The sequence below is a fragment of the Nitrosopumilus sp. Nsub genome, from assembly GCF_001541925.1.
In the GTDB taxonomy this organism is placed as follows: Archaea; Thermoproteota; Nitrososphaeria; order Nitrososphaerales; family Nitrosopumilaceae; genus Nitrosopumilus.
Genome location: NZ_LQMW01000023.1, coordinates 19,238 through 40,564 on the forward strand (window position 1 = coordinate 19,238; position 21,327 = coordinate 40,564).

Genomic DNA, 21,327 nt, shown 5'->3' on the forward strand with positions numbered 1-21,327 from the left:
CAACAAAAAATTTTTTCGTTCAGCCATACCCTATAATGATTTTTGAGTATTAATTATTGCTAATGTTCCAAGCAATGCTTCTTCTAATCGTACTGTTTCAGTTGCCTGGTTTGGGAAGAAATTCAATGATTTTGAATTTTGCACCTTGTTCATTCTTCCTCCGATAATCTCATGAACCCCTTTCTCTGGAGAACCAAAAACAACAAGTAAATTTTCTTTAGATTTTGTATATTTCTCAAGATTTTCTTTTGTTACTGTTTTACCTTTTCTTGATGTAATGATTATGTTCCCTTTCCACTCTGATAACAATGAAAATAAGTTGGATCTCTCTTTGACATCATATCCCCAATAACTTTCTGATTCGCTATTATCAATTTCTTTAACTGATAATCTTGGATATCCTTCCTTGAATTGAATGGTTACTCTTTTTCCTGTTGGTGTTTTACCATAAAATTGAATTAATTGATTAATTCCTACATCTACAAATTTTTTACCTTTAACAGTTACTATTACTCCTTCTCTGATGTCTCCTGCAACAATTTTTTTTGCATTTGTTGGAGTGTTATGACTTGGAATTCTCAATGGATGTAATACTCCTGCAAATTTGAGATCATTAACTTTTTGAAATAATCTTCTTCTCAAGAATTGTGGTGTCTCCAAATATCTTAGAATCATTGTCATGAAATTTCCGTCAGAACCATTGTTGCCTTCGTTATAGACATAGATTGTATCAATTTTAAAAATTGCACATGCTCTGGCTAAAACTGAAATTTTTCTAGTTTTATCTATCTTTAATGATTCATCTTGTAATGAGGATGTGGGAATTGCAACAGATATTTTCAATGTAATTTGATCTCACAAGTAGTTTTAACTAATTAATTTTTTCCGTGTGGATATTTTTCTTTAGCATTATTTGCATAACTGACGATTTGTTCATCAGAAACTAATTCATAGGAACCTGTTTCTGTTTTAATATGTGCCATTCTGATGTGACTGGTTCCTTCTTTATCTTCACTTGAAAGATAAATTCCTGCAGCTGCTAATGTTGATGCTTCATCTAATGTTAATTCTTCTTTGTATGTTTTTTCTAAAAAGTCAGAAACACTATCAGAACCTGAGCCAATTGAAATTGCATCATATGAAATGTAAGTTCCACTTGGGTCTGTAAGGTATAATTGAGGAGTATTGTTTACAACTCCTCCTAAAATTAAAGCAACACCGTATGGTCTTACACCTGCATATTGCGTATATTGTTGACATTGATCAGCTAAATGTTTTGCAATTGTTTCAACTTCTACTTCTTCATCATAAATCATCTTATTACTTTGAGAAAAGAATCTTGCATTGTCTACTTGACTTCTTGCATCTGGAATGTATCCTGCTGCTGCAACTCCTACATGATCATCAATTTGAAAAATCTTTTGAGCAGTTTCTGAAATTTGTAATTTTCTTGGTTTCTCTTCCACGGCAATGACAATTCCTTCTTTACACTTTATTCCTACGGCAACAGTTCCTCTTCGTACTGTCTCAATTGCATATTCTACTTGATACAATCTACCATCAGGTGAAAATACAGTAATTGCTCGATCATAACCTTGTTGTGCAGGAAGCATTTGATCAAAATGCCGTGAAGGATTAATTTAAGTCTAGCCTATTTGATTTAACGTGAAATATGAAATCGAATTTTTTGGCCATGAAAATATTAGATCAAATCATAAAAACACTATAGAGATTACAAAAGAATCTCATTTGACCCCAAGGGGTGATTGCATAGTGGGAGTTAGTGCTAACTCTTCTTGCAAAGATTTACCTGAAGAATTAAAAAATAAATTAAAAAATCCTGAAAATACATTTGAATTTTTATTTAAAGTTGAAGGTATTGAATTTTCTCTAAAGGGAAAGGGACATCCAAATTTAACATTGACTCATCAAGAAGATATTGTTTTACGAAAAAGTGATTTTACTTGCCCTAGAACACTTTCAGTCAAATGTGATAAAGCCTCTGATTTAGTGCCTAGAGAAATGGTAACTAAGTTACAAAATCCCAAAACCAAAGGACTTCTAATTATTAGCACTGATTAGAAACTGTCACAACTTTATAGGCGTGTTTCTTTACTTTTTTCATGGGACGAAAGACTAACGTTTTCCTTTTAATTCCGTTGGCAACTTTTGCATCTGTAATTTTGGGTTTTGCAGTATACAATACATTGTGTAAAAATTCAAATATTCCATTAGGATGTTAAAAACTTTATAATTTTTTATTCGTCGTCAGTTTCATTTGCTTTGTCACGAACTTTTTTCATTATACAAAACTTTGCAAGACTCTTCTTCAAATTCATGATTATTTGAGATTTCTATAGTATTTATTTCTAATTTATTATGATCTCAAATTTGATCTTTTTAGATTTTTTTTGTGCCTGTATTGGATTTGTTTTTTAATTTCATAATTGTTTGATTTTGAATTTTTAAATTTTGATTGATTGTTTCTAGCAACGTAATTGTTTGTGGATATTTTGTATAATTTGTAAGATCTTTTTCAATTATTGAAAGATAATATCTTAATTCTCTTAGTATTCGTCTTTTCTTTGTTTTTGAAATAACTATAGTTTTTAAAGTCCCTAAGTTTGCAGATATGACACATAATTTAATCAATTTTGCATCCGTTTCTGATTCTTTTATCTTAATTCCGTATTCTTTTTGTCTCTGTTTTTTTGAAACTGTTCTTTTTTTTGTTAATGATAATGTTGTATTATCATTTGTATCAATTACTAGTTTGGTTTTTGTTAATGATAAAATTAATGTTGAAACTCTCCTTCCAAATTTTTCAAACAATTCATCAAAACTAGTATCTGTATCTTCTAAAATATCTTGTAACCATGCTGCACAAAGTACTTCCTCATCGATTACTCCTAAACTTTTGAGCCTACTTACAACATTTTCTAAGTGATTTGAGTAAGATATTCCGATTTCATTCAAATCTCCTCCATGTTTTGTCTTTGCAAATAATTCTGCTTTTTTTAATGGTGTCATTGACTTGCACTACACATAATGGAAAAAAAATCTGAAGCCGCTTTTTTTGATAATTTTTTATTTTTTGTCTGACAATAATTTGTTGTAAATGTACATTTTGGACAACCTCCCCATTCTTCTGATTCTGTATTTTGTTTTGGTTCAGATTTACAATTACATTCAGTAACTAGTTCTAGACAAGTTTTCATAATTTTTTCAAAATTTTCATAAATCATTTTACTACATCCATTATATCCATCAGATGTATTATCAAACAAATGAATTATTCCGTTTTCATAATACGCATCAATATCATTTGATTCTGATTTTGTTAAAATTTTACTTGCATTAACTAAAACATGTGTGATTGTGTGGATTTTTGAATCTGCTGTGAGTGAATTTTTTAAATCTGAATTTGTTTTAGATGTAAATTCCGTTGGCATGGCAATACTTGTACAATAATGCTTTGAATTCCAACTAAAATTATTCCAATTTGAAATTGATTTGCCATCAAACGTTTGAAATTTATCTGCAGTGTCGTTATAATTTCCTTTTAGATAGCCTGTAATTGTTCTATCCATGCTAATCAATCCATAACGTAATGAGATTTTTTTAACATGTGAATTGATTTCTTTTTTAATTGATTCTTTTTCTGATACTTGAATTAATGATGTTTTTACTATTGGGATTGTTCTTTTGTGTATCTCATTAGATTTTTTTAAAAATGCATTTGCGCCATTTTGAGTTTTAACTATTGATTTAACTTGATAATTTTCTTTATTGAAATGATATATTCCATTTTGATGAAGTTGGTAATATCCTACAGGTGTGTCTCTAGTTCCAATTTTTTTTGAATCATGAAAAATAGTAATTTCTCCTGATGCTCCCCTTAGATTAATGCTGTTTGCAAAATCAAAAAATTTGGATTTGTTTGATTCTAGTGCTGCATGTTTTTCCATTCCAATTGATGCTGCATGTTTTTCTGAAATTATGGAATTCTCTTTGTTAATCTCAACATAGTGATTTTGACTAAGATAATCTGGAATGTTTCGTGCAAAATAATGACAAGCTGCATCTTCAGGATCAAAAACACATATCGCATATGATTTCTGTCCTTTTCTTCCTGCTCTACCTATTCTTTGAATAAATGAATCATATTCATTCTTGAATGCAGAAATTACTACATCTACATTTCCAATATCTATTCCTAACTCTAATGTAGGCGTACATGACAAAACATCTAATTCTCCATCCTTCATCTGTGATTCGTATAATTTTCTATCTTTTTGTTCTAGCCCTCCACGATGAATTTGTATTCTGATTTTTTCATTTATTGATTCTACATTTGAAGCTAAAAATTCTGCATCATTATGACTATTACTAAAAACTAATTGTTTTGAATTTTTTTTATTACATGTTGCTGTAATCATTTCCATAGTAGTTCTTTGACCATACTTTCTTGGCATGATAAAAAATCGATGCATGTTTTGTTTTCTTTTTGAATTACTTTTGATATATGTAAAAGATTTCTCAGGTAAATCATACATGTTTGAAAAAAATTCTTTAGAATTATCTAATGTTGCAGAAGATCCTATTATTTGAAATTTTTTCATATAATTTTTCATTCTTTTTAATACATGGTAAACATTAGAACCGTGAAAACTAGTGTATGAATGTGCTTCATCCATAACAATAATTTTTGCATTTTTAAATAATTGATTCCATTTTTTATCTTGTAAAATTAAATGATAATTGATAAAATCAAAGTTTGTTGCTAGAATTATTGATTTTTCATACGATTCTAAAATTATTTTCTCTTTGTATTGTGAACTTTGTCCGCCGTGAATCGAATATGTAGAAATTATATTGTTTAACTTACATTTTTCAATTAAATCAGAAATTTTAGAAACTTGATCATCAATTAATGCATTTAATGGGTATACTAGAAGAACAAAAACCCCTTCAATTGGATTTTCTAGTATTTTTTGTAAAATTGGTATGATGAACGCTTCTGTTTTGCCAGAACCCGTTGGAGCTGAAATTATGGAGTTATTTCCTTTTAAAATTGAACGTATTGATTCACTTTGAAATGGCAGAACTCCTGAAAAGCCGTATTTCTTTAATCCCTCAATAATCTTTGTTGATAAAACATCTTTTAGATCTTCAATTGGTATTTTTTCTGGTTCTAAAGAAACTAATTTTTCATAATGAATAATTGCAAATGTCTGATTTCTATGTCCTTCAACTAAATCATGAATAATTGTGTCATTATCTATTTCTAATTTTGGAATTTTATTTACGTCAAATAAAATATTTTCAGGTATTGCAATTTTTAATTCTGTTGTAATTTTTTTAGGTGTGATTTTATTTCCAATGTTTTTTATTTCATCTGGAAAGTATCCTGCTGAACTTTCTGGACCATTACAACTATGTGGTTCATCTGTTCTTGCATCTATTGGGATGAATTTTCCACTATCTGATTTGAATTCCTCATCCCAATAAATTTCTGCACCACAACCCTTTGAACATTGTTTTGTTCTTCCTGAATAATTTACTCCGTATGTTGGTTTTCTTGGAATTATTTTTTCTGGATTACATTTTGGACATATTCCTGGTGCTGCAACATCTTTCAAATTTTTTGAAAGCTTTGTATCGCATATGGGGCAAAACTTCATCTCTCTTGCTTTACTTTATTTTTGTCATAAAAGGATTTTTTAATAATTTTATTATGTTGTTAATTGACTACGAGCTATTGGTTTACTTGAATTAAAAGGACAATCTTATTTTCAATATCCTTGGATGTTAAGTATGAAAAATCAGAAAGAATTGAGATCATTAAAAATTGAATTAATGAAATCTCTTAATGGATCAAATGGTGAGTATTTTGGACTATCTTTAGAAACACTGGTAGATAATAGATGATTTTATGACTAGATTTTGTCAATAATTTCATTTTTTCAAAATTCTTAAGTTATACTGTTTTAGGAATTTTATGACTAAATTTAGTGTGGAACTTCCAATTTCAAAAAAACCTACCGATCTTGAATTAAAAAAACTAAAAGAATACTTCAAAGAAATGCCCGTAAGCGAAATAATCACAGGTCTAAAATTTGCTAAAAGTAGATGGCATGCAAAAGATACAGGAACACTAAAAGTTGGAAGAAAAAGTATTGTTCAAAAAGAAGTACATTCAGTAACTACTGAACAAGCTCAATGGAGATTGAAAAATTGGAAAATGATGATTTCAAATTATCGTCGTCGAGGTTATAGTTATCCAACTATATCGAGAATCAAAAAAATTCTTATTCAAAAAAGTAAAAAAAAATCAAAGTAAATTATTCAATCAAACTACAAAGTTCTAAATGAAAATATCTGTTTTTTTCTGTGCTACTTGTTCTCTTAATTCTGTTGGAACTTCTGGTATTGATGATTTTGTTTGTCCTGCAATAACATTGTGTGCTTCTTCTAAAATTGCAAGTGTATCTGGATTTGTATCTGTCTGTGTAGTGAAGTTTTCTTCCATTCCTACAGATGAACCAGACATTACATCGCCTAAAATTTGTGACAAATCTTGCATTGAAGCATTTGCCTCTGGCATAATTCCACTTAATGATGGACTGAGTCCTTTAATTATTGACATGCAAGGACTCAATGTTACAACAACATCTCCTAATTCTGAAACTGTATCTAGTCTAAGTTTAACTTGTTCCATGGATAATTTTGCTCCACTAACCATGTTTTTCATTTTTCTAACTTGTGCTAATTCTCCTGCATATGCTTGTGCATAAACTGGTTTGTTATTTCGTTGTGCATTTACACATTTTTCAAAAATTTTATCGTGTTTTGCTTGTAATTTTTCATTAATTCCTGATAATTTTGTTATTTGTAACTGTAATTTTTTCTGAGCAAAATCAATTCTATTTTTTAATGGTGCGTCAGGCTTGACTTTTCCCATTACTTTTTGAGATATTGATTCTCCTTCTGTTTTATTCCATGAATTACTTAGCATGTTTATTTCGTAATTTTTCTTAATTTTTTTCTATTAAACAGATTTGTAACCCTAGTCTATGTACCTTCAGTTACACTACCTATGGTTACATTTTATCCAAATGTAAAAGTAAAAGCCTGAAATCCTTTACCTTCGATAATTATCTCTAATTCTCCTGATATGCTTGTTTCACTATCTATGATGTTATACATTCCAGGATCTATGACAAGTAATTTTCCATCTGATGAAATGTCTCTTCCAATATTTTTCTCACTAAGAGGTGACCCGTCAAGGTATATTTCTAATTCTGCATAGTTGTTTGTAACAATGTTAACTTCTTTTGCTTCGAACAACATTTTGATACTGCCGTTATTTCTTACCAATTCCATATTGTCTGAATAATTTTTCCAATCCCCAATTGGATAAAATTTGTTTAATTCTATTTTTTGAGGTTCAGCATAAGTTACAATTCTTTCTGGTTGAAATCCTTCGTTACTTCCTAAATGGTTTCTATTTTGTGCAAATTTATATCCAAAATATAATTCCGGAGTTCTAAATGGAGTATGTTCAAATTCCTCAATATTTACCAATTTTTTATTTGATGTTGTTTGCATTCCCATATCTTGTGCTCTTTCATCAAGTAATTGTTGAATAATTTTTTCGGTTTCTTGATATGCACCTTCGCCAATATGATCATATCTTAAATTCCCTTCATGATCTGCAATGTATTTTCTTGGCCAGTAATTATTTTCAAATGCTTTCCAAGTTTCCATTTTGTTATCCATTACTACTGGATAAGTGATTTCATATTTTTCTATGGCGTCTTGTACGTTGTTTGGATCTTTTTCAAATTCAAATTCTGGTGAATGTATTCCGATAATTAATAATCCCTCTTCAGAATATTTTTCATTCCATGATGTGATGAATGGTAATGTTCTGATACAATTAATGCAACTGTAAGTCCATATGTCGTAAAGTACCACTTTGTTTTCTATTTCTTGTTCTAATTCTTCTGGCGTTGTATTGAGATAATGTTCTATTCCTACTATATTTGGTGCTTTTTTTATGCCTGAATCATTAATATTCAAAAATACTCCTGTTGTCGAGCCCTGATTTTGTGATGGTAAATCATCTAATCCCATAAAGATTATGCCTAAAAATACTACTGCTGATACCACTATGCCTCCAAATATTGATATGGTTTTAATTTCTGAATTCATCCTAACATCACCAATTCATTGAGTAATGGAAAATTTGCAATATATGCAAGTTGATTTGTAACTATTAAAATTCCTAACATTATGATTAATCCTCCGATAATCAAATTATAATATTTTAGATGTTTTGTCATCGACGAAATTATTTTTGTTGCTTTGGAAAAAAATATTCCAATTAAAATAAATGGAATTCCTAAACCTGCAGAATATGCTAATAGTAAACTGAATGAAACTGATGGAACTGTGGCAGCCAGTGTAAGAATTGTTCCTAATATGGGGCCCACACATGGTGTCCATCCAATTGCAAAAGCCAAACCAAATACAAAAGACATTGGATAACTTGATTTGAAATTTTTGATTTGTAATTTTTTTTCTTTGTTAAGAAAATTTATTTTTTGAGATAACAATAAGAATATTCCAAATATTATCACAATACTTCCTGCAATTGAATTTAAATTTATTAAAATTTGGGTTACTGAATTTGATAAAACACTGTTTATTAAAACTCCTAAAGTTGAAAAAACAACTGAAAATCCTAACACAAAAAATATTGTATTTGCAATAATGCCAACTCTATTAATTTGAAAATTATTTTTTTGATTCTGTTTTATTTCGTTTAATGTGGTTCCTGAAATATATGCCAAAAAAGCGGGAATCATTGGTAAAATACATGGTGCAATAAATGATCCTAACCCTGCAGAAAATGCAATTAGTATTGTGGGATCAGCCATATATTAAATTCATTATTTTTGTTTTAAAGCCTTATTCCGAATTCTGTCTGTTTCTAACACACTCCTTTTTATCTAAGTATTCTTGATGTAACTTATGAATACAAGATTTGTGATTGTAGGAATTACACTAGGTATAGTAGTTACAATTGCCGTGATTATTGGCTCTCCAGCTAATCCATTAAACTTAGACTTTGGTGGAATGGATGCAGCACGATAATTAGTAAAATTTCTTAAAACCTTTTTCAAAAATTTGTAAGGCTTTTTCTATATCTGATTGTTTTAGCCATGCTGTGACTGAAATTCTTAATCTGGCTTGATTTTTTGCAACTGTAGGATATCTGATAGGTTGTGCAAAAATTCCATTTTTAAATAAAAATTTTCCAAACTCCATTGCTGTTTTCTCATTTCCTACAATAATTGGAATGATCTGAGATTGAGAATTAATTTCATAACCAATTGATTTTAGGCCTTTTGATAATCTCCCAATGTTGTTGTGTAACTTCTTTTGTTGATCATCTCTGTTTGATAATATTCTCTTAATTGAATGTTCGACTAAAAATGATGGTAAAGCTGATGTGTAGATAAATGATTTTGACTTATTTATACACGCATCAATTACATTATTTTGTGATGACACATAACCGCCAAAAGAACCTAATCCTTTGCTTAGACTACTGATGTACAAATCAATTTTTTTTGCAACTTTGAAATGATTTGGTGTACCTTTTCCATCTTTTCCCATAACAAAATCTCCATGTGCGTCATCTACAATTGTTATTGCATCTGTTTTTTGTGAAATTTCTGTAATCTCTTTTAATGAGGAAAAATCCCCATCCATACTAAAAATTCCTTCAGTTATGATGAACTTATTTTTTCCATTCTTTTTTATTTTTTTTAACAAATCATTCATGTCATTATGTTTGTAAATTGAAATTTTTGCTCCTGATAACTTACATGATTCAATAATACTGGCATGGTTTAATTCATCACTTAGAATTAAATCTCCTTTTTTTGCTATTGCTGAAATTGAACCTAAATTTGCCATATATCCTGTAGGGAAAATTAAACTATTTTGTTGTGATTTATGTTTAGATAGTATGCTTTCTAATTTTTTGTATGACTCATCGTTTCCTGAAACTAGTCTAGAACTTGATTGAAGTTGATCTGTTTGAATTTTGGTTATTGGAATTCCCAAATAATCATTTGAACATAAATTGATTAATTTTTTTTCTTTAATTGTGATGAATGCACCTTGTGCTTTTCCATATTGTAATTTTCTATGTAAATTATCATTCTTGATTCTGGATAATTCTTTGTCAATAAAATTGAGTTTATGCTTCAAGACCAATTTTTTCTATCATTTTACGGTCTTTTTGGGCATTATTTCCATCCATCGTTAAATATCCTTGAGTAATAATCCCATTTGCACCACTTTGTAACAATTCTTCACCTGAATCATCCAAGTTTGTTTCCCTTCCTCCAGAAATTTTAATCACTGATTCTGGTAATAAGAAACGTATAACTGAAAACATTCTAGTAATTTCTGAATTGGGCAAATCAACTTGCAATTCTAAAGGTGTTCCTGGAACCGGAACTAGGATGTTAATTGTTACTTCTTCAGGATATATTCTTGCTAACTCTAATGTCATTTCAATTCTTTGTTCTCTTGTTTCTCCTAATCCTATAATTCCTCCAGTACATAATTCCAGACCCGCTTCTCTTGCAATTTCAAGTGTATCTAATCTGTCTTGATAAGTATGTGTTGTACATATTTCAGAGAATTTTGATTTTGCAGTTTCTAAATTGTGATTGTATCTTTTTACCTTTAGTTCTTTGAGCTTTGTTGCTTGTTCTTTTGTTAGAAAACCCAAACTACATTCTACACTGATTCCAACTTTTTCATTAATTTCTGTAATTATTTTACAAACTTTAGTAAAATCTTTCGTTGAAGGTTCTCTCCATGCTGCAACTAAACAATATGATTCTGCACCTTCCTCTTTTGCTTTTTGAGCTTTTGTTACTACTTCTTCAGGTGATGGTAACTGATATGTTTCAATCCCTGTATCAAAAAATGCTGATTGTCCACAAAAAGTACAATCTTCACTACATGCATTTTTTTTAATATTGTTTAATTGTTCAACGTCTACTTTATTTCCGTTATAATCTCGGGTAATTTCATTGGCACATTCAGCTAATTCTTTAAGATCTTCATCTGGAATATTGAATAGTTTTCTTGCATCATCTGATGAAATTCTCTCACCAGAAAATACTTTTTCTTGACACTCTTTAATGAACTCCAAACTGCTCATGTTGAAGGATTTTCCATTCCATTTATAAAAATATGGGAATTGTTAACCTCTAAAAATTATCTAGTTAACAGTCAAATTATTTGTGATTTTGCTGCCTGAATGGTCTTAATTGTCCTTTTTAAGAGTAATTCTAACTCATTTTCTTGAATTGCTAATGGGGGAACTAACATCACAATATTTCCAAGAGTTCTGAGGTAAATTCCATTTTTCTTTCCTTCTTCAAAGAATACTTTGTTAATCGATTTTTTTGTTCGAATCGGAGTTTTCTTTTTCTTGTCTGATACCAATTCAATACCCATTAACATTCCCTTATGTCGAATATCTCCTACTATGTCGATTGCTGAAATTTCATCATAATACTGAGTAAATATTTTTGATGTATTTTTTATTTTTTTAATTAAATTGTATTTTTCATACATGAAGATATTTTGATTTGCAACAGATGCCGCAATTGGATTTCCTGTATACGTGTGGCCATGAAATAGATGTTTCCATTCATTAAATTCTCCAGAAAATGAATCATAAATTTTTTTACTTGATAACGTAGCTGCCATTGTTAGATATCCTCCAGTTAACATTTTTCCATATGCTACTATATCTGGAATGCTTTTTTGCTCTGTATATTGTGCCATAGATCCTAATCTTCCAAAACCAGTTGCAATTTCATCTAGTACAAATAAGATGCCATATTTTTTACATAATTTGCTAATTTTCCTTTGAAAATCTTTTGGATAAATTATTACTCCTCCTGCCATTTGTGCACCACTTTCCATTATGAAAGCTGCAATGTTGTTATTTTTAGAAAATCTTTTCTCCATTTTTTCTAAACATTCATTTTGATAATCTGTTAATGTGTATCCTTTGGGAAGTCTATACTTGTTAGGTACTGGAAATTGAATTGTTGAAAATAATTGTTTTTTAAATTTACCAAAAAACTCAGGAACATATCCTACGGACATTGCTCCAAATGTATCTCCATGATATCCATTTTCTATAGTTGCAATCTGTGTCTTTTTTAACTCTCCAATATTTTTCCAATATTGCAATGCAATTTTTATGGCAATTTCCATTGCAGATGAACCATTATCTGAGTAAAACACTTTATTCATCCCTGGTGAAATCTTTATCAGATTTTTTGCTAATTTTTCAACAGGCTCGTTTGTAAGATTAAACATTGATGAATGTTGAATTTTTTTACTTTGTTTTGTTATTGATTTGATTAATTCTGGATTTGAATGACCCCATACATTACACCACATTGAGCCTACTGCATCGATAATCTTGTGTCCCTTGGAGTCAATTAACCATATTCCTTTACCTTTTGATATTGTATCAAAAGAACTCCACTCTCTCATCTGAGTATTTGGATGCCATACGGAACTTGTCAAGTATTTTGATATATTTTCAGAACTTAATAATTTCTTGTAATTATTTTTATTTTAAATAATAAAATATGCTCAAAAAATTACTTTTTTGCAAGTTTTTTCTAAATTCTCTTTATGATACACACGTTGTTTTTTCAAATTTATAATTTCTCTACATTTTTCACGATATCTTTTATCCTACTTTCGTCGTAATTATTTATCTTCTTTTTTTAAATCATTTAGAAATTGTAAATTCATAATTGACCCTATTTTCCATTTATATTAAAATAATATTTTTTTCATGTTGATTAGAAATCCCTCATTTAGTTTCATCCATTTGTCGTCGTAATTTCTTTTCATTACCCTTCCAAATTTCTTCCATTTCTAAATGGTATTTGATCTTCTTTTGATACTTCTCATCGATAATATTTGAACTTGCCATCTCTTTTTCAAGTTTTTTTCTAGTTGACTCGTGAAATTGTATTTTAAACATTATTTCGTCTAATTTCTTTTCTTGAAATTTTTTTATCTTATTTTTAAAAAAATCCATATTCTAAGTATCTGATGATTTAACATAAAAATAATTAGATTATAATGGAGAGAAACATAGATTACTACATGTCTGATGAATCAAACCCTGTCAAGGACTATCTTTTTAATTATATTGAAAAATCCAAAACTATTCCAAAATTAATAGCCGAACAAAAATTTGATGTAGTCATCAATGAAATTGTCCAAAATTGCTATGATGATGTTATGTTGATTGATAAAAAAGATGAGGCTGTAGGCGTTTTGGCTACAGGAATACTCCATTATTTACTCACAAATGCACTTCTTACCAGTCAAAGAAAAGTCCCATACCGTGAATTGGAACTAGATATCGTCATTCCCGATGTCAGAACATTGGAAAAGGATCCAAAGATGTCTCTGTTAATTTTAATTCCTAAATCTTCAGATAAAAAAATTATTGATCAAAAAATTTCTCAACTGAATTCCATTCAACCGATTAAAGAAAATATCTGGGTTGTTTTATCTGAAAATATTTCTCTGGATTACAAAACTTTTATTTTATCTAAGGGTGATAACTCCTTTTCAAAGTTAATTTTTGAAATTGCACAGTTTTCAAATGTTGGAAAATCAAATAAATTTAAAATTTTAAGAATTTAAAATTATTTTAAAATTAATTTCATGTCAATATTTTTTTTAAAAATTCTGTATAGTGATTTATCACTCATATCTTTAATGAATGGAATTGAACCTAAAACCTTGATTCCAGTTAAACTCTCTAAATCTTTTTTTAATTGATTGATTGGATACCCCTTATCAAAATTATTAATTATAATTCCTTTTATTGGGATTTTGTATTTTTGACACATCTTTACTGTCATTATTGTGTGATTAACAGTACCAACTTTACTTCGTGTTACTATGATTGTAGGAATTTTCATATCTTTAATCAAATCTGTCACAAAATAATTTTTAAGAATTGGAGTCATGGTTCCGCCCATTCCTTCTATTAACATCATTTCATGTTTTTGAGATAATTTTTTAAAACTGGATAGAATTAGTGAAATCTTTGGTTTAATCTTTAATTTTTTCCATGCTGTATATGGTGATGCAGATATGGGGAAAAATTGTGGATTTAGCAATTCTTCAGGATCATCTACCTTGGAAGAATTTGATAAAATTTCTACATCTTCGGATTTGAATCCTTTTTTTTGTTTTACACCTGCAGCAAAGGGTTTCATCACACCTACATCTATGTCCATTTTTTGTAAGGTAATTGCTAATCCTGCAGTGATGTATGTTTTTCCTACGTCTGTATCAGTTCCTGTAATGAAAATTGACTTCATGTTTTTCTAAACTGCTGTCCCTTGATTAATTCATCGATTTTATGATTATTGATGTACATCTAAGAAAATTTTTGGTTAGTCAGTAAAGACATAACGTCTTTCGCCTCTACTTTCTGTTTCAGTTTTAACATCAACCAAAACAAATTCTTTTTTGGTGTGCATTTTAGATTCTTCTGGGGTGAGTTTGTTTTCGTGTAGGTCTTCATATTCGCTCCAAGTTAATCTTCTTCTTGGACCAATTTCTGCTTCTAAGTTCATGGCTTTGACAATGTCTTCGTATTCCGGTTGTACTACTCCGCTGAAAACCATTGCACTGCTTCCACTTCCATATGATCCAAATCCTATTCTTTTGCCCTCTAAATCAACTCCCTTTTGATACTCAAATTCTAAACTACTTCTAAATCCTAGATATAGTGATGCCGTATACAAATTACCAATCATAGATGATGCAATTAGTGAACTTGATAATTTTGATTCATACACATCTTGATACTCTTGTGTTTTTGTAAACATCTTTGTAAATTCGTGATCTTTTGCCATAAATTCCTCATCGCCTAATACTGATTCAATTGTTCCTCTTGGATCTTTTGGAACTGGCTCCTCTATTCCTATTTCTTCTAAGATGTTTTTCCATCTTGGTAATTGACGCCATTCGTGTCTAACTAAATAGGCTAGTGCTTTCTTTCCCATGTTACTGTAAGGTAAGTGCATGTTAATGTAATCCATATGATCTAAAATTGTTTCGCCATCTTTTAGTTCAATTAAATTTGTTGAAACCACTTTTTTCTTGTATGCTTCTAATGCTTTTCTAACTTGAATCATGTATAGTAAATTAGAGTACTGTCCATGTACGATAGGAGTTTCTTTTCCAAATGGTCTGTAGAAATCATACTCATCTTTAATTGATGTTGATGTGACTTTAGGATCAAATTCTAACAGTCTTGGTTTATCATTTAGTAACATTACAACTGAACCTGCACCTTGGGTCATTTCTCCACTAGAACCCATGTCATATTTTGCAATATCTGAAACAACTACTAGTGCACTTTTGCCCTCTGATTCTCCTGCTCTAATCCAATTGGTATTGTCATATAGTGCATAAGATCCACTGACACATGCAAATTTTGTTTCAACCCCACCACAGTGTTCAAATGATCCTTGACCGTAAACTTGCTCTAACATTCCAATAACATAAGAATTCATTGCTTTTGATTCATCAAATGCAGATTCTGTGGATATGTATAATCTTCCAATATCATCTGGATCTAAATTATTTTTCTCCATAATTCGTAAACATGCATTTGCAGCCAAACATGCTGGATCTTGATTTGCATCTACTATTGCCATTTGAGAAACCCCTAATCCTTTCTGTAATTTTACAGGATCTAGTCCTCTTGCATTTGCAAAATCTGCTGCATCAAGATATAATCTTGGAATGTATATTGCAACATCATCAATACCGGCTGCCATAAGCTTCGTCTTTTATCTGAGTAATTAAGTATTTGTTGTAAATTCTAGTTAACTAGGAATGAATTTTTTGTTCTGTTTTGGAATTTTTAGGCATTGATCGCTAATTTTCAAGTTGTTCATCAAACACTCTTTTAAATACCTCAAATGGTTGTGCCCCAAACAGTTTTGAAACTTGTCCATCTGAATTGATCACAAAAAATGCAGGGGTTCCAGTCAATTGTAACTTTTCAGCATCCTCGTTACTTGAAAGAATTGTTTTTGAATGAGGTTTTTCATTCATGCATTCAGTCCACTGATCAATATCTAAATTGATTTCTTCAGCAAACACTGTCAGATTTTCTGGAGATGCCCAACCATTGTTTTCTCCTGTCCAGTTTGAATAAAGAATGTCATGATATTGCCAAAACAATCCTTGATCTTTGGCACAATGGGCTCCATGTGAAGCGTTAATTGAATCGGGACCTATGATGTTATAATCTTTAAAAATAATTTTTACTTTTCCAGTTTCAACATAGTTTGTAATGATGTCCCCTTCAATGGTCTCAAAAAAGACATTACAGTAATGACATTGATAGTCGCCAAATTCTACTAATGTAATTGGTGCATTTGGATTTCCTAATACTGTTGAACCATTTTCTAGAAATGTTTCTATGGTAATTTTGGCTGGTCCAACACTGTTCATTTCTGGTGTTGGCATAATTGCTAATTCTGACTCGTTAAATGTTCCATTTAGTCCAAACATAACAACTACTATTGCAATTGATGCAATTATGGCGCCTATGGCTAAAGAAGGTGGATGTATCAATAAATTGCATTTTTTTAAAGTACATTTAGCCTTTTAGGATATGATTCAGAGATATTCTTTTTTGACAAAACAAAACTACAGACAGTAAAGTCCTGTGATGTAGATTTTAATTCTTATACTCGAGGGGTAATCTAATACATGCCATACAGACAACAGTATTGCATCGTAAAGAAGATTGATCAAACCAACGAGTCTGAAAATCTAAAGGCAATCATATCTTTGATAAATCAAGGAAATAATTTTACAGTTCAAGGTATTGGTGAGAGTTTAGACATTACACCATACTATGTCAAAAAGATAATTGATGAACTAGAGGCAAGTGGGATTGTCAAAAAAACTGGCATCATATCCTTGGAGGATTTTGTTGCACAATACGAGACAGTTGGATACTTTGCCAAACAACTCAAAAAAGTCCAGTATGTCAATCTCAAAAAGATAGGAGGCACCAGAGGTACCTATTTACAAATCCTCAGGCACTTTCACTACTATCTTTTAGGCAAGAAATTCACATACAAAAAAACAATTCAGACAGGTGTTGACTCTTTTAACATCAAAGAAGTAACTGAAACCTTGACTGGAGTTGATCATTTCTTGAGACTCTATCAAGACTCCTTTAATTCTGAGGTGTATTTTGTCAAGATGATCAAAAACTACCTCCTGGATGAATGCCATGAAGGAAAAAAGCCCAATGTCATGAAAGGAACATGCAGCGTTATCAAGTCATTTTTTGATAAAAATGATTCAAAGATAGAGTTCTCATATGATCCAACAACGAATCATCAAAACTCTACTGATGAAGCAAAGATGGAACTAACTGATTTGCTTGCAATGCTAACAGAAGGACAACCATCAATTATGGAAAAGGCAATGATTCTTTGCAAGTTTCACAGAGGACTAGATAATACAACCCTTGTTGATTCCTTTAACTTTGAAGCATGGGGGCAATTAGTGCAAGCATTTGGAACCGATGAATACCAAAGATGGGATACAGCAAAATGTCCAGTCTTAATTAAATTGGTCAGAGTCAAAACACAATTTCCGCATGTTGGATTCTTAGATATTGATGCAATTGATGCACTAAAAAAATATCTCAAATACCGATATGAGTTGACAGGAAAAGTAATGACTGTAGATCAACCTTTGTTTGTTACCCAACGCAAAAATGCACTTAATGCAAAACAGATCTCAAACATTGTTCGAAGACTAGCAAAGGATTCAGGAATACAAAGACAACTCAAAGGATATGTCCGAAAGGTACGATATGAAAAAGGCTCTCATGAATTAAGAGATTTGTTGGATTCAACCCTTGACGTATGTGGGGTAACTCCATTTTTATCTGAACATGTAATCGGACACAAACAAAGTAGTTACAAAAAACAACATATCTTGTATCCTGAAAAATTACGAGAAGATTTCAAAAAGGCATCACATGCCATCAATATTTTCTCAAACATAACATCCTACATGAAAGAAGGTGGTTTAGATTCTGAGACAAAAGCAAAGGTGCAGAAACTAATGAACTACTATGAAAAACGAGAAGCAGAAGATTCAGAAAATAAACGACAACTATTCTCTGATGGGTTTGAAAAAGCAATTGATGTACCTAGTTTCAAAAACTAGGACTCACACTATTTTTCTAAAAGAAGAAATTATTCTCAAAGAAGAAGAGATCAAAAGAAGAAGAAAAGTACAATTTGTTCATGGTCTTTAAATGCAAAATGACTCCATTATACTTTATGAAAACTGAATCTAATGTAACATGGGAAGATTTGCAAGGATTGTCATTTTTAATCACAGAAGAATAAATCTGTTAAATGGACCGCACTTTGCACCAGAAATTTCTAAGGGTCTACACGAACCCTTAGGCGTTTGTTGTTATGATGTGCAGTAAACATTTGTCAAAGTATGGTTAATTGCACCATACATCCATGCAGAGTATGACTCATTTCTAGTTCAAATTTTTACAAAGTTCTAAGGGTTCACAGGAACCCTTAGAGGATTATTTTGAAGATACCTTTCAAATTGACTCCATTTTAACAAAAGAGATTCATTTTTTATCAAAAATCACCTATTTCGTGCGTAATTTTTTTACATTAGTATGGTAAGAAAGTATAACGGATTTAGAACATGTGCCTCTTTGCCCTTTTGCTGTAGTATAACCTGAAAAGTATAACCTGTATGCTGTTGATAAAAAATTATTTCATGCAAAAAAAGACTCTAGTTTCAAAAGCAACTACGATTTTTTGGGGAGATTTATTTCAAAAGGCAAAACTGTTATGGAATCACGTTCATCAAAAGTAAAACTGTTATAATATTTGATGAATAATTTTGAATTAAAACAAATTTCAACTTATTGATACGTAATTGTTTTATGATTTAAAATCATAATAATATTGTAGGAATCGCCCCTGCACAAGTACGAAAAACATTCTTGACATGAATTTTGGGGAACATGTGTCCCCAATTTTATTAATTTTAATATGTAATACTATTGCACAAAAATAATACCGTGAATGCTTTATATTATTTTTTTTCAAAAATTTTATTTTTTGATAATTTAACACTGTTTATTGATTGCCATTAATGTCATGGTTGAACGAACATTTTTGATATTTCTAATTGTACTGATAATATTTTGTCTTAATTCCTCATGTTGTTCACATTCTAAATTTGCTAAAACATCATAAGCTCCAAATACTCCTTGAACAGATTTCACACATTCGATATTTTTTAAATCTTCTAAAACTTGAATTTCTGAACCCAATTCACAATTTATCAACACAAATGCTTTATTCATAACTAAATTTCTCCAAAAATAGATTCACAATAAAATTAGATAAAAATTATATTTTAATTGAAATAGAAAAATTCTTAATATTTGTTAATTTTAATAATACTTATCAACACAAATGTTTATTATTTAAAGAATCATTTAAGTAATATTTTGTCATAAACTTATTGTGACTTCTTTTGAAAATCTATTAACAAAAATTATGAATTCAGATGTGAATATCAGACATAGCATAATTACCGATATTGAAGGAAAAATATTGACAACTAATCACAGGGATGGAATTACAAATTATCTATCTCAAGAGGAAACTGAGGCATCCCTTCAAAGAGCAGCTACTGCATGGAAAGCTAGAAAACAATTAAGTCAAAAAATTGGAATTGGATTATATGCTGTTGCTGCATTTGAAAAAATTACTAGAATTACTTTTCCCTTAGGTGATGAAAATTTAATTTTTGTTAGTATGGGATCTGATACAGTTAGAATGGATCTTCATGAAGGAGGTCAAAAACAAATAATCGAACATGTCTTAAACATATTAAGTCGTGATCCTACAAAAGAATAGTCTAATTATTGTAAATTCTAGATTGCAAATTTATTTTGAACATTCTGTCATATGTTCTCATTACTTGTCATCCTGGTTCTGAACCAGATGTGATCTCTGAGATTAGTTCCATTACCAGTTCTAAATCCGTGATTTTTGTTTCAAATTCAAGTTCAGAAGAATCTCAAGAATCTAACAATAAGACAGGACATTTTCCAATTTCCACAATTTTTCTTGAAACACTGCCTAGAGATAAAAGTCTCTTAATTCCTGACAGTTTTTTTCTTTTTGCCATTACAATTAGATCAAAATGATGATTTTTAATATATTTTGTAATGACTTCATCTGCATATCCTGTCATTACTTTGTATTTGATGTTGACGTTTTTTGATTTATAAAATTCTGTTTTTCTTTCCATTTCTTTTTTTCTATTAATCAATGATTGTTTTGCAGCTTTTTTAAACTCCCTTACCAATGCCTTGCTTTCTGTTCCAGATAATGCAAATGTTGGTGGTCTTTGCAATGATTCTACAACATGTAAAATTAAAATTTCTGATGAATCATATTTTGCAATATGTACTGCATGTTTGAGTGCTTTATCGCCTGCAGAAGTACCTGCATGAGGAACTAAAATTTTTTTGTACATAATTTGTTTTAGATAAATGAAGTATTTCAAGATTCAAGACATTTTCTTTATTGATATTCACATATGAATATTGCATAACTTTGTTAAATATTATTTTTACAAATGTAAGTTATGGTTACGAAGCGAACACCTGAAAAAATATCAAATAATGCTTCTCCTTGGTACGCAAATTGGGGTGATCTTGAAAAAGTATTTGATGATTTTAGAAGTGATCTTGAAAGATCGTTTACTTCGTTTCCATCAATCCATGTTCCACAAATAGTACAAACTACTCAAAATTCATGTGATGTAATTGATGAAGGCAATCATTACAAAGTAATCATGAACATGCCTGGAGTTGAAAAAAAAGACATTAAGCTTAACGTGACTGATAATTCAATTGAGGTATCTGCAGAACACAAAGAAGAATCTAAAGAAAAAAAGAAGAACTATCTGAGAAAAGAACGTAATCATGTGTCTTATTATAGAACTCTTCCTTTTTCTGAAAAAATAGTTTCTGGAAAAACAAATGCAAAACTTACAAATGGAATTTTAGAAATTCACATACCAAAACTAAAACCATCAAAAAAACAAAACAAAAGATCTATATCAATACGATAA

Annotated in this window: 23 protein-coding genes; 7 read left to right on the forward strand and 16 right to left on the reverse strand. The window is 30.1% G+C overall.

Annotated elements, in window-relative coordinates:
• Positions 1-30 precede the first annotated feature (30 nt).
• A complete protein-coding gene (locus tag AW732_RS06980; protein WP_067960534.1) occupies positions 31-843 on the reverse strand; it encodes a putative RNA uridine N3 methyltransferase in 813 nt (270 codons plus the stop codon).
• Between the two features lie 32 nt (positions 844-875).
• Positions 876-1,613, reverse strand: a complete 738-nt coding sequence (locus tag AW732_RS06985; protein ID WP_067960537.1) for an archaeal proteasome endopeptidase complex subunit alpha — start codon at positions 1,611-1,613, stop codon at positions 876-878.
• 52 nt (positions 1,614-1,665) lie between these two features.
• On the opposite strand from AW732_RS06985, the gene AW732_RS06990 reads away from it, so the two are divergent.
• Entirely contained in the window at positions 1,666-2,082 is a 417-nt protein-coding gene (locus tag AW732_RS06990; protein WP_067960540.1) for a DUF371 domain-containing protein, read from the forward strand.
• Positions 2,083-2,400: 318 nt separating this feature from the next.
• On the opposite strand, the gene AW732_RS06995 is transcribed toward AW732_RS06990, so the two are convergent.
• Together AW732_RS06995 and AW732_RS07000 are read right to left on the reverse strand one after the other, a co-directional pair.
• Positions 2,401-3,030 carry an HD domain-containing protein gene (locus AW732_RS06995; protein WP_067960542.1) on the reverse strand — a complete coding sequence of 210 codons (630 nt, stop codon included), beginning with the start codon at positions 3,028-3,030 and terminating at the stop codon, positions 2,401-2,403.
• Entirely contained in the window at positions 3,027-5,684 is a 2,658-nt protein-coding gene (locus AW732_RS07000) for a DEAD/DEAH box helicase (RefSeq protein ID WP_082697435.1), read from the reverse strand. Before AW732_RS07000 ends, AW732_RS06995 begins: the two co-directional genes overlap by 4 nt.
• A 317-nt stretch (positions 5,685-6,001) precedes the next feature.
• On the opposite strand from AW732_RS07000, the gene AW732_RS07005 reads away from it, so the two are divergent.
• Positions 6,002-6,343, forward strand: coding sequence for a hypothetical protein (locus AW732_RS07005; RefSeq protein ID WP_067960545.1), 342 nt, complete (start codon positions 6,002-6,004; stop codon positions 6,341-6,343).
• Between the two features lie 24 nt (positions 6,344-6,367).
• Here the strand turns inward: AW732_RS07005 and AW732_RS07010 are convergent, their stop codons facing one another.
• The 3 genes from AW732_RS07010 to AW732_RS07020 all read right to left on the reverse strand — a co-directional run bounded on the left by AW732_RS07010 (position 6,368) and on the right by AW732_RS07020 (position 8,945).
• A complete protein-coding gene (locus AW732_RS07010; protein WP_067960548.1) occupies positions 6,368-7,018 on the reverse strand; it encodes a hypothetical protein in 651 nt (216 codons plus the stop codon).
• 92 nt (positions 7,019-7,110) lie between these two features.
• The gene (locus tag AW732_RS07015) at positions 7,111-8,217 is read right to left on the reverse strand and encodes a redoxin family protein (protein WP_067960550.1); all 1,107 of its coding nucleotides are present in this window, start codon (positions 8,215-8,217) and stop codon (positions 7,111-7,113) included.
• Positions 8,214-8,945 carry a cytochrome c biogenesis protein CcdA gene (locus AW732_RS07020; RefSeq protein ID WP_067960552.1) on the reverse strand — a complete coding sequence of 244 codons (732 nt, stop codon included), beginning with the start codon at positions 8,943-8,945 and terminating at the stop codon, positions 8,214-8,216. The genes AW732_RS07015 and AW732_RS07020 overlap by 4 nt, the downstream gene beginning before the upstream one ends.
• Before the next feature lie 94 nt (positions 8,946-9,039).
• Between AW732_RS07020 and AW732_RS09010 the strand changes: the two genes are divergently transcribed.
• Positions 9,040-9,162: a hypothetical protein gene (locus AW732_RS09010; protein WP_256381658.1), complete on the forward strand. Its 123-nt coding sequence runs from the start codon at positions 9,040-9,042 to the stop codon at positions 9,160-9,162.
• Here AW732_RS09010 and AW732_RS07025 read toward each other — a convergent pair whose 3' ends face one another.
• From AW732_RS07025 to AW732_RS07040, 4 genes are all read right to left on the reverse strand, one after another.
• Positions 9,163-10,287: an aminotransferase class I/II-fold pyridoxal phosphate-dependent enzyme gene (locus AW732_RS07025; RefSeq protein ID WP_067960555.1), complete on the reverse strand. Its 1,125-nt coding sequence runs from the start codon at positions 10,285-10,287 to the stop codon at positions 9,163-9,165.
• Positions 10,277-11,254 (reverse strand): biotin synthase BioB, encoded by a 978-nt coding sequence (gene bioB / locus AW732_RS07030; RefSeq protein ID WP_067960558.1) that lies wholly within the window; start codon positions 11,252-11,254, stop codon positions 10,277-10,279. Before bioB ends, AW732_RS07025 begins: the two co-directional genes overlap by 11 nt.
• A 71-nt stretch (positions 11,255-11,325) precedes the next feature.
• Positions 11,326-12,642: an adenosylmethionine--8-amino-7-oxononanoate transaminase gene (bioA, locus tag AW732_RS07035; RefSeq protein ID WP_082697436.1), complete on the reverse strand. Its 1,317-nt coding sequence runs from the start codon at positions 12,640-12,642 to the stop codon at positions 11,326-11,328.
• A 295-nt stretch (positions 12,643-12,937) separates the two neighbouring features.
• Positions 12,938-13,168: a hypothetical protein gene (locus AW732_RS07040; protein ID WP_067960563.1), complete on the reverse strand. Its 231-nt coding sequence runs from the start codon at positions 13,166-13,168 to the stop codon at positions 12,938-12,940.
• Positions 13,169-13,236: 68 nt separating this feature from the next.
• Between AW732_RS07040 and AW732_RS07045 the strand changes: the two genes are divergently transcribed.
• Positions 13,237-13,785 carry a hypothetical protein gene (locus AW732_RS07045; protein WP_067960566.1) on the forward strand — a complete coding sequence of 183 codons (549 nt, stop codon included), beginning with the start codon at positions 13,237-13,239 and terminating at the stop codon, positions 13,783-13,785.
• A gap of 2 nt (positions 13,786-13,787) precedes the next feature.
• Here AW732_RS07045 and bioD read toward each other — a convergent pair whose 3' ends face one another.
• The 3 genes from bioD to AW732_RS07060 all read right to left on the reverse strand — a co-directional run bounded on the left by bioD (position 13,788) and on the right by AW732_RS07060 (position 16,746).
• Positions 13,788-14,471 (reverse strand): dethiobiotin synthase, encoded by a 684-nt coding sequence (bioD, locus tag AW732_RS07050; protein WP_067960569.1) that lies wholly within the window; start codon positions 14,469-14,471, stop codon positions 13,788-13,790.
• A gap of 75 nt (positions 14,472-14,546) precedes the next feature.
• Positions 14,547-15,941, reverse strand: coding sequence for a hydroxymethylglutaryl-CoA synthase (locus AW732_RS07055; protein ID WP_067960572.1), 1,395 nt, complete (start codon positions 15,939-15,941; stop codon positions 14,547-14,549).
• Between the two features lie 100 nt (positions 15,942-16,041).
• A complete protein-coding gene (locus AW732_RS07060; protein ID WP_067960575.1) occupies positions 16,042-16,746 on the reverse strand; it encodes a thioredoxin domain-containing protein in 705 nt (234 codons plus the stop codon).
• Between the two features lie 138 nt (positions 16,747-16,884).
• Between AW732_RS07060 and AW732_RS07065 the strand changes: the two genes are divergently transcribed.
• Positions 16,885-18,366 (forward strand): hypothetical protein, encoded by a 1,482-nt coding sequence (locus tag AW732_RS07065; RefSeq protein ID WP_156416085.1) that lies wholly within the window; start codon positions 16,885-16,887, stop codon positions 18,364-18,366.
• A 937-nt stretch (positions 18,367-19,303) separates the two neighbouring features.
• On the opposite strand, the gene AW732_RS07070 is transcribed toward AW732_RS07065, so the two are convergent.
• A complete protein-coding gene (locus AW732_RS07070; protein WP_067960582.1) occupies positions 19,304-19,543 on the reverse strand; it encodes an Lrp/AsnC ligand binding domain-containing protein in 240 nt (79 codons plus the stop codon).
• A 163-nt stretch (positions 19,544-19,706) separates the two neighbouring features.
• On the opposite strand from AW732_RS07070, the gene AW732_RS07075 reads away from it, so the two are divergent.
• On the forward strand, positions 19,707-20,102 hold the full coding sequence (locus AW732_RS07075; protein ID WP_253805592.1) for a hypothetical protein: 396 nt from the start codon (positions 19,707-19,709) through the stop codon (positions 20,100-20,102).
• A 163-nt stretch (positions 20,103-20,265) separates the two neighbouring features.
• On the opposite strand, the gene AW732_RS07080 is transcribed toward AW732_RS07075, so the two are convergent.
• Positions 20,266-20,727, reverse strand: coding sequence for a universal stress protein (locus tag AW732_RS07080; protein WP_067960775.1), 462 nt, complete (start codon positions 20,725-20,727; stop codon positions 20,266-20,268).
• 111 nt (positions 20,728-20,838) lie between these two features.
• Between AW732_RS07080 and AW732_RS07085 the strand changes: the two genes are divergently transcribed.
• Positions 20,839-21,327 (forward strand): Hsp20/alpha crystallin family protein, encoded by a 489-nt coding sequence (locus AW732_RS07085; RefSeq protein ID WP_067960587.1) that lies wholly within the window; start codon positions 20,839-20,841, stop codon positions 21,325-21,327.

Excerpts from the sequence above, each read along its gene's own strand:
- AW732_RS07005 (WP_067960545.1), top strand. The coding sequence starts at position 6,002 with ATGACTAAATTTAGTGTGGAACTTCCAATTTCAAAAAAACCTACCGAT.
- AW732_RS07010 (WP_067960548.1), bottom strand. The coding sequence starts at position 7,018 with ATGCTAAGTAATTCATGGAATAAAACAGAAGGAGAATCAATATCTCAA.
- bioD (WP_067960569.1), bottom strand. The coding sequence starts at position 14,471 with ATGAAGTCAATTTTCATTACAGGAACTGATACAGACGTAGGAAAAACA.
- AW732_RS06995 (WP_067960542.1), bottom strand. The coding sequence starts at position 3,030 with ATGACACCATTAAAAAAAGCAGAATTATTTGCAAAGACAAAACATGGA.
- AW732_RS09010 (WP_256381658.1), top strand. The coding sequence starts at position 9,040 with ATGAATACAAGATTTGTGATTGTAGGAATTACACTAGGTATAGTAGTT.
- AW732_RS07080 (WP_067960775.1), bottom strand. The coding sequence starts at position 20,727 with ATGTACAAAAAAATTTTAGTTCCTCATGCAGGTACTTCTGCAGGCGAT.
- AW732_RS07085 (WP_067960587.1), top strand. The coding sequence starts at position 20,839 with ATGGTTACGAAGCGAACACCTGAAAAAATATCAAATAATGCTTCTCCT.
- AW732_RS07020 (WP_067960552.1), bottom strand. The coding sequence starts at position 8,945 with ATGGCTGATCCCACAATACTAATTGCATTTTCTGCAGGGTTAGGATCA.
- AW732_RS07040 (WP_067960563.1), bottom strand. The coding sequence starts at position 13,168 with ATGGATTTTTTTAAAAATAAGATAAAAAAATTTCAAGAAAAGAAATTA.
- AW732_RS07065 (WP_156416085.1), top strand. The coding sequence starts at position 16,885 with ATGCCATACAGACAACAGTATTGCATCGTAAAGAAGATTGATCAAACC.
- AW732_RS07045 (WP_067960566.1), top strand. The coding sequence starts at position 13,237 with ATGTCTGATGAATCAAACCCTGTCAAGGACTATCTTTTTAATTATATT.
- AW732_RS07070 (WP_067960582.1), bottom strand. The coding sequence starts at position 19,543 with ATGAATAAAGCATTTGTGTTGATAAATTGTGAATTGGGTTCAGAAATT.
- AW732_RS06985 (WP_067960537.1), bottom strand. The coding sequence starts at position 1,613 with ATGCTTCCTGCACAACAAGGTTATGATCGAGCAATTACTGTATTTTCA.
- AW732_RS07015 (WP_067960550.1), bottom strand. The coding sequence starts at position 8,217 with ATGAATTCAGAAATTAAAACCATATCAATATTTGGAGGCATAGTGGTA.
- bioB (WP_067960558.1), bottom strand. The coding sequence starts at position 11,254 with ATGAGCAGTTTGGAGTTCATTAAAGAGTGTCAAGAAAAAGTATTTTCT.
- AW732_RS07055 (WP_067960572.1), bottom strand. The coding sequence starts at position 15,941 with ATGGCAGCCGGTATTGATGATGTTGCAATATACATTCCAAGATTATAT.
- AW732_RS07000 (WP_082697435.1), bottom strand. The coding sequence starts at position 5,684 with ATGAAGTTTTGCCCCATATGCGATACAAAGCTTTCAAAAAATTTGAAA.